We start from the raw sequence: 13,378 nt of genomic DNA on the forward strand, positions 1-13,378 counted from the left end.
CGTGTCGATCTCGGTCGTGTCCGGCGCTCCGGCCACGGTCGGAGAGACACGCCGGCCCCGCGGTGGTCAACCGCGGGGCCGACGGATCGGTCGTCCTACAGGGGTACGCAGACGGTGGTCATGATCTTGTCGGCCAGCGTCTGACGCTTGGCGTCCCACAGCGGGAACAGGTAGCCGATGTAGCAGATGATGCCGTCGACGACGTGGGCGATCTGACGCACGATCGACGGGCCGAATCCGATGGGCTGCCAGGTCTTCTCGCTGACGACCTTGAACTTCATCACGGACTTGCCGACGCTCGACCCCGTGGTGCCCTGCCGGTACCCGTAGTTCCAGACGACGTAGGCGAGGGCCGCGATGTAGGTGACGGCGACCGCCAGGATGCCGACGCCCGAGTAGCTGGAAGAGCAGTAGATCTCGTAGCCGGTCGAGCTGGTGACGCAGTCGTTGTCACCGGTGGCGATCGCGATGCCCTGTCCGATGCCGGCCAGGATCGCCGCGGGCAGGGTGTCGATGATCCACGCCAGCACACGCGTGAACCACGGCGTGTAGGACTCCTTGGGCAGGACCTGGGCGGGAGCGCCGGGAGGCGGCGGGTAGCCGGCCTGGCCCGACGGCGGCGGCGGGTAGTTGCCCTGCGGCGGGGGCGGGTAGTTGCCCTGCGGCGGCGGCTGGTAGCCACCACCCTGCGGGGGTTGGTAGCCGCCACCCTGCGGGGGTTGGTAGCCGCCACCCTGCGGCGGCTGGTAGCCACCACCGGAGGGCGGTGGCGGCGGGTACTCACCGGGCGGTGATGGGGGTTGGGTCATGGTTCGTTCTCCTCGAGGTGGGGGGTGGAAGTCCGGAAGACGCCGACCCCGCGGATGTCTCCGCGACCCGGCGCCTCAGGTGGGGAGGTCTGCTAGAGGGGGACGCAGACGGTGGTCATGATCTTGTCGGCCAGTGTCTGACGCTTGGCGTCCCACAGTGGGAAGAGGTACCCGATGTAGCAGATGATCGCGTCGACGAAGTGTGCGATCTGGCGCACCACCGAGAGACCGAAACCGATTGGTTGCCAAGTCTTCTCGCTGACGACCTTGAACTTCATGATCGACTTGCCGATGCTCGAGCCCGTGGTGCCCTGCCGGTACCCGTAGTTCCACAGGACGTAGGCGAGCCCGATCAGGTTGGCGATGACGAGCGCCGCGACACCAAGGGTCGAGTTACCCGTCGCGCAGAAGTCCCCCATTTGATATTCGGAGGTATCGGTCACGCACACCGTCTCCTGCGTGGCCGCCTCGATGCCGTAGCCGATGCCGACGACGATCAGGAAGGGCACGTAGTCGATGAGCCATGCGAGCACGCGGGTGAACCACGGCGTGTAGGACTCCTTCGGCAGTGGCGCACCCGGCCCGCCGGGGACGTCCGATCCCGCGCCGGCGTAGCCGAACGACTGCGGCGGCGGGTAGCCGCCACCCTGCGGCGGAGGAGGTGGGGGGTAGCCGCCACCCTGCGGCGGAGGAGGTGGGGGGTAGCCGCCACCCTGCGGCGGAGGAGGTGGCGGGTAGCCACCACCCTGCGGCGGAGGCGGTGGCGGAAGGTTGCCCGGCGGAGGTGGCGGTTGATCGGTCATGTGCGCCTTCCCAGTGATCTTGAACCAAGCGGGTTCACCCTACCTGAGAAGTTGCTCGTAAAAGCGTACAAACTTCGAACTTTGTCACAGGCTGTCAAACCCGGCGATCCGCCCGGATGTGTTTGCCTGCGCGATGGCTCGCGCCCTACGTCGGGAGACGGCGGGTCAGCGATGAACCTTGCCGTCGGACAGGAAGCCGAGTAGATCGTGGCGCGTCAGCACGCCGACGGGCTTGCCCTCCTCGACCACCATCACCGCGTCGCACTCGCGCAGCGTCTTGGCCGCGGTGCTGACGAGTTCCCCGGCGCCGATGAGCGGCAACGGCGGCCCCATGTGCTTGGCGACCGCGTCGGCCAGCTTGGCCCGACCCTCGAAAACCGCTGAGAGAAGCTCGCGTTCGGAGACACTGCCCGACACCTCGCCGGCCATGACGGGCGGTTCGGCGCCGACGACCGGCATCTGGGATACGCCGTACTCACGGAGGATCCCGATGGCGTCGCGGACCGTCTCCGACGGATGGGTGTGGACGAGATCGGGTAGCGCGCCGGACTTTCCGCGCAGCACGTCGCCGACGGTCGGCTGCTCGAACGATCCGTCGAGACGGCTGCGCAGGAACCCGTAGGACGACATCCACGAGTCGTTGAAGATCTTGGAGAGGTAGCCGCGTCCACCGTCGGGAAGAAGGACGACCACCACGGCGTCGGGTCCCTCGCGCTCGGCCACCCTGATCGCACCCACGGCCGCCATGCCGCACGAACCGCCCACCAGGAGCGCCTCTTCGCGGGCGAGGCGCCGCGTCATCTCGAACGAGTCCGCGTCGGAGACCGCGATGATCTCGTCGGGCACCTCGGGGTCGTACGCCGACGGCCAGAAGTCCTCGCCGACGCCCTCCACCAGGTACGGCCGGCCGGTGCCGCCGGAGTAGACGGAGCCCTCCGGGTCGACGCCGATGATCTTCACCTTCCCGCCGGACACCTCCTTGAGGTATCGGCCGGTGCCGGTGATGGTGCCGCCGGTGCCGACGCCCGTGACGAAGTGGGTGACCTTGCCGTCGGTGTCGGCCCAGATCTCGGGGCCGGTGGTCTCGTAGTGGCTGGCCGGACCCATCGGGTTCGAGTACTGGTCGGGCTTCCAGGCGCCGTCGATCTCGGTGACGAGGCGATTGGAGACGCTGTAGTAGCTGTCCGGATCGTCCGGGGCCACGGCGGTCGGGCACACGACGACCTCGGCGCCGTACGCCCGCAACACGTTTCGCTTGTCCTCGCTGACCTTGTCCGGGCACACGAAGATGCACTTGTACCCGCGCTGCTGCGCGACCAGCGCGAGGCCGACACCGGTGTTGCCGGACGTCGGCTCGACGATCGTTCCGCCGGGCTTGAGTTCGCCGCTCGCCTCCGCCGCGTCGATCATCTTGATCGCGATGCGGTCCTTCGAGGAGCCGCCCGGGTTGAGGTATTCGACCTTGGCGGCGACGACGCCGGCCCCGTCGGGAACGACCGAGTTCAGCCGCACCAGGGGCGTGTTGCCGATGAGTTCACTGATGTGGCCTGCGATGCGCATGCGTCCATCGTGTCAGGCTCGCCGAACGGTTACCAGGTGGCCTCTCGGATGTACTCCCCGATCTGCTTCAGCGAGCGCGTCGCTTCCTTCACCGCGGGCGCGCCGAGCTGGAAGACGTGCATCTGACCAGGCCAGATGTGAATCTCGACCGGCACGCCCGCCGCGGCCAGCATGTGCGCGGCCTTTCGGGCGTCGTTGAGCAGCACCTCGGATCCCGAGACGTGGATCAACGTGCGAGGCAGTCCGGGTTCGACGTGGTCGAGCGGTTCGTACAGCTCTTCGTGCTGCTTCTTGGCCGCGCGCTCCACCAGGTCGAGCAGCGCCTCGAACGCCTTCGGCGGGAACATCGCATCCGAGCGGAGGTTCGGGTGCTGGGACCGGCCGTCGTTGTCGAGTTCGAACAGCGGCGACATGGTCACGACCGCCGCAGGCAGCTCGTCCTCGAGGTGCAGCTTCTCGGCGAGCGCCAGTGACAGGTAACCACCGGCGGAGTCGCCGGCGAGGACGATCTGGTCGGGCTCATAACCCTTGAGCCGCAACCACTTGTAGGCGTCGTAGCAGTCGTCGAGCGCCTGGCCGATCGAGTGCTTGGGGATCATCCGGTAGTCGACCACCAGCACCGGGCTGTCCGCGAACCCGGACAGCGCCGTCACCAGCCGGCCGTGGGTGTTGGCGCCACAGGTCAGGAACGCGCCGCCGTGCATGTAGAGCACGATGCTGCGTTTGCCGTCGGCGGGCAGCACGCCCGCGGCACGGACCATCTGGGCGGTGCAGTTGGGCAGGCCGATGGTCGCGCGAACGGTTCCCGGGGCCGGGCGCAACACCCGCGCGGCGACGTCCAGGACGCCCCATGGCCAGGGCAGACGCGGAGCCAGGCTACCGATCTTCAACGTTGGCCGAATTGTCATCATCGCGCCGAGAGCAAACAGTCTGCCCGCCACGCTCGGGCCGTCCTCGACGACCTCCAACGGGGCACCGTCGCTGACCGGGAAGCGCCGCGGTTTATGCGCTCGACCACTGCCGATACGCGGAGCAGCCGTGCCGTGAACCTTGCTCGGTGCCGTCATCGCCACCACTTCCTACGCCGTTGTAGTACCCGGTGCCTGCTACTGCTTAGCCAGCCCAGGTAACTTAGCTTGACATCGCGGGTTTCGTTCGACAATCACGCGAACCCGATTGGTACCGGACTTGATACCGCACCGTGACCGCCGAACGGCCGTAGCCACGCGGGTAACCATCCGACTTCCGCTTAAACTGGCGTCGTGGGCATCCGTGCACGCCGCCGGTCGACCGTCGTCTTTGCGGCGGCGGCGACACTCGCGTCGACGGGTTACCTCGGCGCCCGCAACCTGCTGAGCGGTCAAGCCGACCAGGCCCGCCAGATCATCCCGAAGTCCTGGGAGGTTCCGCCGCGCGCCGACGGCGTCTACTCCCCCACGGGCGGCCCGGTCGAGAAGTGGCACCGCGGGGTGCACTTCGACCTGCACCTCATGATCTTCGGGGACTCCACCGCCACCGGGTACGGCTGCACCGACGCCGACGAGGTGCCCGGCGTCCTGATCGCGCGCGGACTGGCCGCAGAGTCGGGGAAGCGGATCCGACTCAGCACCAAGGCGATCGTCGGCGCCACCTCGAAGGGCCTGTCCGGCCAGATCGACGCGATGTTCGTGGCGGGCCCGCCGCCGGACGCCGCGGTCGTCATGATCGGCGCCAACGACGTCACCGCCGTCAACGGTCTTCCCCGATCAGCACGGCGCGTCGGCACCGCCGTCAGCAGGCTCCGTGCCAGCGGTGCCGTGGTGGTCGTCGGCACCTGTCCCGACTTCGGCGTCATCACCGCGATTCCCCAGCCGCTGCGGACGGTGGCGCGCACGCGCGGGTTGCGGCTGGCACGGCTGCAGGGCGCCGCGGTGCGGGGCGCCGGTGGCGTACCCGTGCCGTTCTCCGACCTGATGGCCCCCGAGTTCCGCAAGGCACCGGAGCAGTTCTTCTCGTCGGACATGTTCCACCCGTCCGCGGCCGGCTACTCGCTGGCGGCGACACAGCTGTTGCCCGCGCTGCTGAAGGCGTTGGGCGAGTGGAACTCCGGGGGCGACACCGAGGAGTCGCTGACGTCGCGATCGGCCGAGGCCGCAAGCCTGCTCGCACGGCTGGGCGGCGTCAGTCGGTTGTGGCGGCGCACGACGGGCGTACCCGCGCCGATCGTCGCAGCCACGACGGGCTAGGTTCGGGTAACTGTCGATCACGGCGTGCGAACGCCAGTCCCACTCAGGAGACCGTCATGCCCGAAGCAGTCATCGTCGCCACCGCCCGCTCCCCCATCGGCCGCGCGGTCAAGGGGTCACTGGCCACCATGCGTCCCGACGACCTCGCCGCCCAGATGGTGCGCGCGGTGTTGGACAAGGTGCCGTCGCTGGACCCGCACGACATCGACGACCTCATGATGGGCTGCGCGCAGCCGGCCGGTGAGGCGGGCTACAACGTCGCCCGCGCCGTCGCCGTCGAACTCGGCTACGACTTCCTGCCGGGCACCACGGTCAACCGCTACTGCTCGTCGTCGCTGCAGACCACGCGCATGGCGTTCCACGCGATCAAGGCCGGCGAGGGCGACGTGTTCATCTCCGCCGGCGTCGAGACGGTCTCGCGCTTCGGCGTCGGCGCCGCCGACGGTGCGCCGAACAGCAAGAACCCCATGTTCGACGAGGCGCAGGAGCGCACCGTGGCGCAGTCGGCCGGCGCCGACGAGTGGCACGACCCCCGCAACGACGGTCACATCCCCGACGTCTACATCGCGATGGGCCAGACCGCCGAGAACGTCGCGCTCTACACCGGCATCAGCCGCGAGGACCAGGACCACTGGGGCGTCCGGTCGCAGAACCGTGCCGAGGAGGCCATCAACAACGGCTTCTTCGAGCGCGAGATCGTGCCGGTCACGCTGCCCGACGGCACCGTCGTCTCGACCGACGACGGCCCCCGCGCCGGCACCAACTACGAGAAGATCAGCCAGCTCAAGCCGGTCTTCCGGCCCAACGGCACCATCACCGCCGGCAACGCCTGCCCGCTCAACGATGGCGCCGCGGCCGTCGTCATCATGAGCGACACCAAGGCCAAGGAACTGGGCCTCACCCCGCTGGCACGCATCGTGTCGACGGGCGTGTCCGGCCTGTCCCCGGAGATCATGGGCCTCGGCCCGATCGAGGCGATCCGCAAGGCGCTCGGCAAGGCCGGCAAGCAGATCTCCGACATCGACCTCGTCGAGATCAATGAGGCGTTCGCCGTGCAGGTCATCGGCTCGGCCCGCGAACTCGGCATCGACGAGGACAAGCTGAACGTGTCCGGCGGCGCGATCGCGCTGGGTCACCCGTTCGGCATGACCGGTGCCCGCATCACCGCCACTCTGCTCAACAACCTTGTGACTCACGACAAGACGTTCGGCATCGAGTCGATGTGCGTCGGCGGCGGCCAGGGCATGGCGATGGTCGTGGAGCGCCTCTCCTAGTTCATTTTTCGTTCAGATAGCGCTGACGCGACAGAAGTGCGAGTAATAGTCGTCGTCAGCGCTATCTGGATGCCCACGCCCGGCCAACCCGGCGCGTGATGTCTGGTGGCCGGTCCCCCGCGACCACGCGAATGAGTGTCCACCGGAGTTGGGCGAGGTACTCGGACCGCACGATGTCCCTCTTGAACCGCGTCCGCTCACGGTGCTCCTCGCCGTCGTACTCCACCGCGATCATCTCGTCCTCCCAGCCCATGTCGAGGAAGTACCGGGGCCGGCCGTCGGTTCCAAGTACCGGGATCTGAGTCTGCGGTCGGGGAAATCCCGCGTCGATCAACAGCAGGCGCAGCCAGGTCTCCTTTGGCGACTCGGCGCCGGCGTCGACGAGGTCCAGCAGTCGGCCGACACGTCGAAGCCCTCGGACGCGGGGATGTCGTCGCGCCACAGCCCGGACGTCGTCCGCCATGAAGTGCGTTGTCCGCGCCAGCGCATCCAGGCGAGCGACGGCCTGCCCGACGGGCCCGCGCCGAGCCAGGTCGAACGCCGTCCGATCCACCGTCGTGACGGGCATCCCGGCGATCGACGACACCTCGCCGGGCAGCAGCGTGTCCCTGGTCGTCACGACACCGGCCGGGACGCGGTTGTTCGCCCAGTTGACTTCGATCGGCGCATCGTCGGCCACCCATCTCGCCCCGTGCAGCGCCGATGCGGCGAGGCCGGAGATGACGCCTTCGCGCTTCGACCACAGCCACGCTGCCGTGGTGCGATCGGCGAGCGTCAGCGCGGAGTGCCGCGGGCCGAAGACGTCGGGCAGGATCCGCCGGTAGTGGTGTGCGAGTTCGTATGCGGTCGCGTCACCGGAGGCGGTCGCCTCACTGCCGATGAAGATCCGTTTCACGATTCGACGCTGTCATCACTGCCTCGTTTCGTGCTGAGTCCATCCACAGGCACCCACACCAGCGTCGAGATAGCGCTCACGTGAGAGAAGTGCGAGTGGCCGCCATCGTGAGCGCTATCTCAACGCCAGAGGTGCGGCAACCCCAGAAAAGGCGAAAGCCCGGCACGAATGCGTGCCGGGCTTTCGGGGGGTGGCTACTAGTCGCTGTTGAAGTACGACAGCAGCCGCAGGATCTCGAGGTACAGCCAGACCAGCGTGACGGTCAGGCCGAGGGCGATGCCCCACGCTGCCTTCTCCGGCGCACCGGCGCGGATCAGTTGATCGGCCGAGTCGAAGTCGATCAGGAACATGAACGCCGCCAGGCCGATGCACACGAGCGAGAAGATGATCGCCAGCGGGCCGCCGCTGCGGAGGCCGAAGCCCTCGCCGCCGCCGACACCGAACAGGCCGAGCACCAGGTTGAGCAGTGCGATGGCCAGCACGCCGAACATCGCCGCGACCAGCATGCGGGTGAGCTTCGGGGTGACGCGGATGGCGCCGGTCTTGTAGACGACCAGCATGCCGACGAAGACGCCGACGGTGCCGAAGATCGCCTGCGCGATCATCCCGGGGCCACCGGTGGAGACGAGGTTGGCGAACAGGAACGACGCCGCACCGAGGAACAGGCCCTCGAGCGCCGCGTAGCTCAGCACGATGGCCGGGTTGTCCTGCTTGCGGCCGAACGTCGCGATCATCACGAGCGCGAAGCCGCCGAGGCCGCCGATGAGCGTGAAGGGCATCATCAGGCCGACGTTCATCGACACCATGAAGTAGGACAGGACACCGACCACGGTCACGACGGCGAGCGTGATGCCCGTCCTGGTGACGACGTCGTCGATGGTCAGCGGCCGGGAGACACCGGCCTGCCGCTGGTCGGGGTACTGCTGCGCCGTGTACGGGTCGGCGTGTACCGCCTGGGCACCGTAGCCACCGGCTGCGTTACCGAACTGCGCGTAACCGCCCTGTTGCCCCTTGGGCAACGAACGGAACACCGGGTTGCTGCTCTCGCGCACCGTAGGGTCCTCTCCTGTGCTGTGTTTCGTCTGCTGACGAATACTCCACCAACGATCAGCGTGGCAGACATGGTTCCCGCCGTCGACTTTCCCGTCGTGGTTTCCTGTGAACTTCCTCAGTGGACGCTACCCGTCGCACGTCACGGGAGCGCGACGTTCTAGATTGCATTCGTGACAGATAACGAGGACCTCCTAGTAACTGTCGAGAACGGTGTCGGCCACGTCACCCTGAACCGGCCGAAGGCGATCAATTCCCTCACCGACGGCATGGTGGCCGGCCTCGCCCGCGCCCTCGACGCGTGGGAGCACGACGACGCCGTGCACACCGTGTTGCTGACCGGCGCCGGGGAGCGTGGCCTGTGCGCGGGTGGTGACGTCGTCGCGATCTACCACGACGCCAAGGCCGGTGGCGCGAAGACGCGGGCGTTCTGGCACGACGAGTACGTACTCAACGCGCGGATCGCCGCGTACCCGAAGCCCTACGTGGCGGTCATGGACGGCATCGTGATGGGCGGGGGCGTCGGCGTCAGCGCGCACGCCGGGATCCGGGTCGTCACCGACACCACCAAGATGGGCATGCCGGAGGTCGGCATCGGGTTCGTCCCTGACGTCGGCGGCACGTACCTCCTCTCCCGCGCACCCGGTCTGCTCGGGGTGCACGCCGCGCTGACGGGTGCGCCGTTCTCCGGGGCCGACGCCATCGCGATGGGTTTCGCCGAACACTTCGTGCCCCACGACGAGGTGGGGGCGTTCACCGACGCCGTGCTGGCCGACGGCGCGCAGACGGCGCTGGCCGCTCACGCGGTCGAGCCGCCCGAGAGCCCGCTGCTCGCCCAGCGCGACTGGATCGACGAGTGCTACGCCGGCGACACCGCCGTCGACGTCGTCGCCGCCCTGCGCCGCCGGGGCGGTCCGGCCGAGAAGGCCGCCGACCTCATCGCCACCAGGTCGCCGATCGCTGTCGCCGTCACGCTCGAGGCGGTCCGTCGTGCCGGCTCCCTCGACACCCTCACCGACGTGCTGCGCCAGGAGTTCCGGACCTCGATCGCGGCGCTGAAGTCCTCCGATCTCGTCGAGGGCATCCGCGCCCTGCTGGTGGACAAGGACCGAAATCCGAAGTGGTCACCCGCCAGCCTGGAGGACTGCGGACGCGACGACGTCGAGGCCTACTTCTCCTCCGCCGATCCGGATCTGGCGTTCCCCGAACTGAAGTGACCATGGCCGACCACGAAGGTGCCGACGAGCGAGCAGGAGTACAGAGATGACCGAGTACGAGACCATCCTCGTGACGCGCGTGGACCGCGTCGCGACGATCACGCTGAACCGGCCCAAGGCGCTCAACGCGCTCAACAGCCAGGTGATGGTCGAAGTCACAGCGGCGGCACGGGAATTGGACGACGACGCGGACGTCGGCGCCATCGTGGTGACCGGCAGCGCCAAGGCGTTCGCCGCGGGTGCCGACATCAAGGAGATGTCCGATCTGTCCTTCGCCGACGTGTACTCGTCCGACTTCTTCGGAGCGTGGTCGGGTTTCGCCGCCACCAGGACGCCGACGATCGCGGCGGTGGCGGGCTATGCGCTCGGCGGCGGGTGCGAACTCGCGATGATGTGCGACGTCCTGATCGCCGCCGACACGGCCAAGTTCGGCCAACCCGAGATCAAGCTGGGCGTGCTGCCCGGCATGGGTGGCAGCCAACGGCTCACGCGCGCGATCGGCAAGGCCAAGGCGATGGACCTGATCCTTACCGGCCGGACCATGGACGCCGAGGAGGCGGAGCGCGCGGGCCTCGTGTCGCGCATCGTCCCGGCCGACTCGCTGCTGGACGAGGCGGCGGCCGTGGCGGCGACCATCGCCGGGATGTCGCTGTCCGCCTCGCGGATGGCCAAGGAGGCCGTCAACCGGGCGTTCGAGTCCACGCTGGCGGAGGGACTGCTCTACGAGCGTCGACTCTTCCACTCGGCGTTCGCCACCGACGACCAGTCGGAGGGCATGGCAGCCTTCGTCGAGAAGCGCCCACCGAACTTCACGCACCGCTAATCTCTGGAGCGTGACGGACACCGACACCAAGGCACCCGAGGAGTCGGAGCAGCCCGCGGCACCCGAGGAATCAGCCCCGGCCACGGCTGCGCGACCGCCGTTCTGGTTGCGTCACTACACCTTCTTCGGCACCGCGACGGGCGTGGTGTTCATCTGGCTGTCGCTGTCGCCGTCGCTGCTACCGCGCGGGCCGCTCTTCCAGGGACTGGTCAGCGGCGCGGCGGGTGCGATCGGCTACGGGCTCGGTGTGTTCGGGGTGTGGCTGGTGCGCTTCATGCGGTCCAAGGAGACGTCGCCGCGTGCGCCGCGGCGTGCGTGGCTGCCCCTGGTGCTCGTCGCCGTCGTCGGGCAGGTCTTGGCGATCGTCTGGTTCCACCACTGGCAGGACGACGTCCGTGACCTGATGGGCGTGCCGCGACTGACGTTCTGGGACCATCCGCTGACGGCGGTCCTGTCCATCGTCGTGCTGTTCGTGTTCGTCGAACTCGGTCAGCTGGTGGGCAAGCTCGTCCGGTTCCTGGTGCGGCAGCTGGAACGCGTTGCGCCGCCGCGGGTCTCGGCCGTCGTGGTGGTCGCCGTCCTGCTGGCGCTCACCATCGCCGTGCTGAACGGCGTCGTGGCCCGTGGCCTCATGAGCGTCATCAACAACACCTTCGAGGCCGTCAACGACGAGAAGGATCCCGACGTTCCGGCGCCGACGACGCCGCTGCGATCCGGCGGTCCGGAGTCGCTGGTCAGCTGGTCGTCCCTCGGGCACCAGGGCCGGGTCTTCATGTCGGGCGGCCCCACGGTCGACGACCTTCGAGAATTCAACGGCGGCACGCCACTTCAGCCGATCCGGGCCTACGCGGGCATCAACTCCGCCGACGGCATCAAGGCTACCGCCGCGTTGGCAGCGGCCGAGCTGGTCCGCACCGGCGGTCTGCAGCGCAAGGTCATCGCCGTCGCCACCACGACGGGCACGGGCTGGATCAACGAGGCCGAAGCCGGTGCGCTGGAGTACATGTACAACGGCGACACCGCGATCGTCTCGATGCAGTACTCGTTCCTGCCGAGTTGGCTGTCGTTCCTGGTCGATCAGGAGAACGCCCGCCAAGCCGGCCAGGCGCTCTTCGAGGCGGTCGACGAACTGGTGCGCGCCCTCCCCGAGGCGCAGCGACCCAAGCTGGTGGTCTTCGGCGAGAGCCTGGGTTCCTTCGGCGGGGAGGCCCCGTTCCTGTCGCTGAACAACCTGGTCGCCCGCACCGACGGTGCCCTGTTCTCCGGGCCCACGTTCAACAACACGATCTGGACGGATCTGACGGCGAGCCGCGACCCGGGCTCACCGGAGTGGTTGCCAATCTTCGACGACGGCGAGAACGTGCGATTCGTGGCGGAGCCGGCGAATCTCGGCAGGCCCGACGCACCGTGGGGCGGACCGCGGGTGGTGTACCTCCAGCACGCCTCGGATCCGATCGCCTGGTGGACTCCGGACCTGCTGTTCCAGAAGCCGGACTGGCTCCGTGAGCGGCGTGGCTACGACGTGCTCCCGGAGATGGAATGGATCCCGGTGGTCACGTTCCTGCAGGTCTCCGCGGACATGGCCGTCGCGATCGACGTGCCGGACGGCCACGGCCACGTGTACGTCCGCGACGTCGCCAACGCGTGGGCGGCGGTTCTTCAACCGCCGGGGTGGACCCCGGAGAAGACGGAGCGACTACGTCCGCTGCTGGCGCGCGGGTACTCCAGCTAGCGGGACGTCGAATCGACTTGCGGCAGAACGCCCGTCGACTTCAGGGCCTGATATCCGCCGACGACGTCGGAGGCGCGGCTCAGCCCGAGGTCCTGTAGCGCGGCAGCGGCGAGGCTCGAGGTGTAACCCTCCGAACACAGGACGAGCCACTCGACGTCGTCGCCGACGGCCTCGGGTAGCCGGGCGTCGCTGGTCGGGTCGCACCGCCACTCCAGCACGTTGCGTTCGATGACGAGGGCCGCCCCGACCTCACCCTCCGCCGCACGCTGCGCGGCAGGCCGGATGTCGACGAGCAGGGCACCGCGGTCGAGTGCGGCGGGGACGTCGCGCGCCTCGACGCGGACCAGCTTGGCCCGTGCGGCGTCCAGGACGGTGTCGATGCGGCTGGTCATTCGCCCTCTGGTTTGTCGGTCAGCTCGGTGCGGTTGCGACGCAACGTGTTCCGTTGCGTGACCTCGTAGTAGGACATCGCGGTCAACGGCGGGGAGTACGCGTGCACGGACAGCGTCGGCCCGCTGAGGGTGATGGTCTCGGGTGCCCACACGACGTCGTGCACCCAGCCCAGCGGAAAGCCCGCCTGGTCTCCGGCCTCGAGTCGGCGGCGACGCAGCGCGTCCCCGTCCCAGCGCGTTTCGTGCAGGGCCCCGGAGACGACGGTGAGCGCACCGAGCGAGCCGCAGTGGTCGTGCAGTTCCGTCGAGCGCTCGGGCACCCAGCTGATCAACCAGACGTCGAGTTCATCGTCACCGTGCAGACGGGTGAACCAGCGGTCGTCGGCCGGGGGGCCACCTGCGGGCAGGAGGTGGTCGTAGTGGCCGGACAGGACGCCGTCGGCGGCGCGATCGGTGGCGTGCAGCAGGTCGGGCAGCCGCAAGCGGGTGGGGGCGACGACGGACGGGGACGAGAGTGATGCGACGGACATGGTGCTGACTCCTGGGGACTACGGACGTTCAGGAAGTGGGCGGCGTCAGGCCCGACAACACTCCTGAG

Annotated in this window: 13 protein-coding genes; 5 read left to right on the forward strand and 8 right to left on the reverse strand. The window is 68.6% G+C overall.

All coding sequences use genetic code 11. From position 1 onward, the window contains the following. Positions 1-95 precede the first annotated feature (95 nt). The 4 genes from G6N64_RS27405 to G6N64_RS27420 form a co-directional block, all read right to left on the reverse strand. Positions 96-809, reverse strand: a complete 714-nt coding sequence (locus tag G6N64_RS27405; protein ID WP_163800928.1) for an Rv1078 family RDD domain-containing protein — start codon at positions 807-809, stop codon at positions 96-98. 92 nt (positions 810-901) lie between these two features. Then, on the reverse strand, positions 902-1,612 hold the full coding sequence (locus G6N64_RS27410) for an Rv1078 family RDD domain-containing protein (protein ID WP_163800929.1): 711 nt from the start codon (positions 1,610-1,612) through the stop codon (positions 902-904). Positions 1,613-1,777: 165 nt separating this feature from the next. Beyond that, positions 1,778-3,172 (reverse strand): cystathionine beta-synthase, encoded by a 1,395-nt coding sequence (locus G6N64_RS27415; RefSeq protein WP_163800930.1) that lies wholly within the window; start codon positions 3,170-3,172, stop codon positions 1,778-1,780. 29 nt (positions 3,173-3,201) lie between these two features. Then, positions 3,202-4,239 carry an alpha/beta hydrolase gene (locus G6N64_RS27420; RefSeq protein ID WP_163800931.1) on the reverse strand — a complete coding sequence of 346 codons (1,038 nt, stop codon included), beginning with the start codon at positions 4,237-4,239 and terminating at the stop codon, positions 3,202-3,204. A 195-nt stretch (positions 4,240-4,434) separates the two neighbouring features. Between G6N64_RS27420 and G6N64_RS27425 the strand changes: the two genes are divergently transcribed. After that, a complete protein-coding gene (locus G6N64_RS27425) occupies positions 4,435-5,397 on the forward strand; it encodes an SGNH/GDSL hydrolase family protein (protein ID WP_163800932.1) in 963 nt (320 codons plus the stop codon). Positions 5,398-5,453: 56 nt separating this feature from the next. Further along, positions 5,454-6,671, forward strand: coding sequence for an acetyl-CoA C-acetyltransferase (locus G6N64_RS27430; protein WP_163800933.1), 1,218 nt, complete (start codon positions 5,454-5,456; stop codon positions 6,669-6,671). 61 nt (positions 6,672-6,732) lie between these two features. Here the strand turns inward: G6N64_RS27430 and G6N64_RS27435 are convergent, their stop codons facing one another. Together G6N64_RS27435 and G6N64_RS27440 are read right to left on the reverse strand one after the other, a co-directional pair. Further along, the gene (locus tag G6N64_RS27435; RefSeq protein WP_409370725.1) at positions 6,733-7,566 is read right to left on the reverse strand and encodes a type IV toxin-antitoxin system AbiEi family antitoxin; all 834 of its coding nucleotides are present in this window, start codon (positions 7,564-7,566) and stop codon (positions 6,733-6,735) included. Positions 7,567-7,763: 197 nt separating this feature from the next. After that, entirely contained in the window at positions 7,764-8,618 is an 855-nt protein-coding gene (locus tag G6N64_RS27440; RefSeq protein WP_163800934.1) for a Bax inhibitor-1/YccA family protein, read from the reverse strand. A gap of 171 nt (positions 8,619-8,789) precedes the next feature. Between G6N64_RS27440 and G6N64_RS27445 the strand changes: the two genes are divergently transcribed. From G6N64_RS27445 to G6N64_RS27455, 3 genes are read left to right on the forward strand one after another with little or no spacing between them, the layout of a single operon-like run. After that, positions 8,790-9,833, forward strand: coding sequence for an enoyl-CoA hydratase/isomerase family protein (locus G6N64_RS27445; protein WP_163800935.1), 1,044 nt, complete (start codon positions 8,790-8,792; stop codon positions 9,831-9,833). 46 nt (positions 9,834-9,879) lie between these two features. Beyond that, the gene (locus G6N64_RS27450) at positions 9,880-10,656 is read left to right on the forward strand and encodes an enoyl-CoA hydratase (RefSeq protein WP_163800936.1); all 777 of its coding nucleotides are present in this window, start codon (positions 9,880-9,882) and stop codon (positions 10,654-10,656) included. Positions 10,657-10,666: 10 nt separating this feature from the next. Further along, complete coding sequence (locus G6N64_RS27455) at positions 10,667-12,388, forward strand: alpha/beta hydrolase (protein ID WP_163800937.1); 1,722 nt, start codon at positions 10,667-10,669, stop codon at positions 12,386-12,388. On the opposite strand, the gene G6N64_RS27460 is transcribed toward G6N64_RS27455, so the two are convergent. Both G6N64_RS27460 and G6N64_RS27465 read right to left on the reverse strand, forming a co-directional pair. Beyond that, a complete protein-coding gene (locus G6N64_RS27460) occupies positions 12,385-12,780 on the reverse strand; it encodes a rhodanese-like domain-containing protein (RefSeq protein WP_163800938.1) in 396 nt (131 codons plus the stop codon). The genes G6N64_RS27455 and G6N64_RS27460 overlap by 4 nt on opposite strands. Beyond that, a complete protein-coding gene (locus G6N64_RS27465; RefSeq protein WP_163800939.1) occupies positions 12,777-13,310 on the reverse strand; it encodes a cysteine dioxygenase in 534 nt (177 codons plus the stop codon). Before G6N64_RS27465 ends, G6N64_RS27460 begins: the two co-directional genes overlap by 4 nt. Positions 13,311-13,378 lie beyond the last annotated feature (68 nt).

Source organism: Mycolicibacterium sediminis, from assembly GCF_010731735.1.
Lineage (GTDB): Bacteria > Actinomycetota > Actinomycetes > Mycobacteriales > Mycobacteriaceae > Mycobacterium > Mycobacterium sediminis.

What these genes read in the sequence shown, in the direction of transcription:
- G6N64_RS27405 (WP_163800928.1), bottom strand. Translation starts at nt 809, where the DNA reads ATGACCCAACCCCCATCACCGCCCGGTGAGTACCCGCCGCCACCGCCC.
- G6N64_RS27410 (WP_163800929.1), bottom strand. Translation starts at nt 1,612, where the DNA reads ATGACCGATCAACCGCCACCTCCGCCGGGCAACCTTCCGCCACCGCCT.
- G6N64_RS27415 (WP_163800930.1), bottom strand. Translation starts at nt 3,172, where the DNA reads ATGCGCATCGCAGGCCACATCAGTGAACTCATCGGCAACACGCCCCTG.
- G6N64_RS27420 (WP_163800931.1), bottom strand. Translation starts at nt 4,239, where the DNA reads ATGACGGCACCGAGCAAGGTTCACGGCACGGCTGCTCCGCGTATCGGC.
- G6N64_RS27430 (WP_163800933.1), top strand. Translation starts at nt 5,454, where the DNA reads ATGCCCGAAGCAGTCATCGTCGCCACCGCCCGCTCCCCCATCGGCCGC.
- G6N64_RS27450 (WP_163800936.1), top strand. Translation starts at nt 9,880, where the DNA reads ATGACCGAGTACGAGACCATCCTCGTGACGCGCGTGGACCGCGTCGCG.
- G6N64_RS27460 (WP_163800938.1), bottom strand. Translation starts at nt 12,780, where the DNA reads ATGACCAGCCGCATCGACACCGTCCTGGACGCCGCACGGGCCAAGCTG.
- G6N64_RS27465 (WP_163800939.1), bottom strand. Translation starts at nt 13,310, where the DNA reads ATGTCCGTCGCATCACTCTCGTCCCCGTCCGTCGTCGCCCCCACCCGC.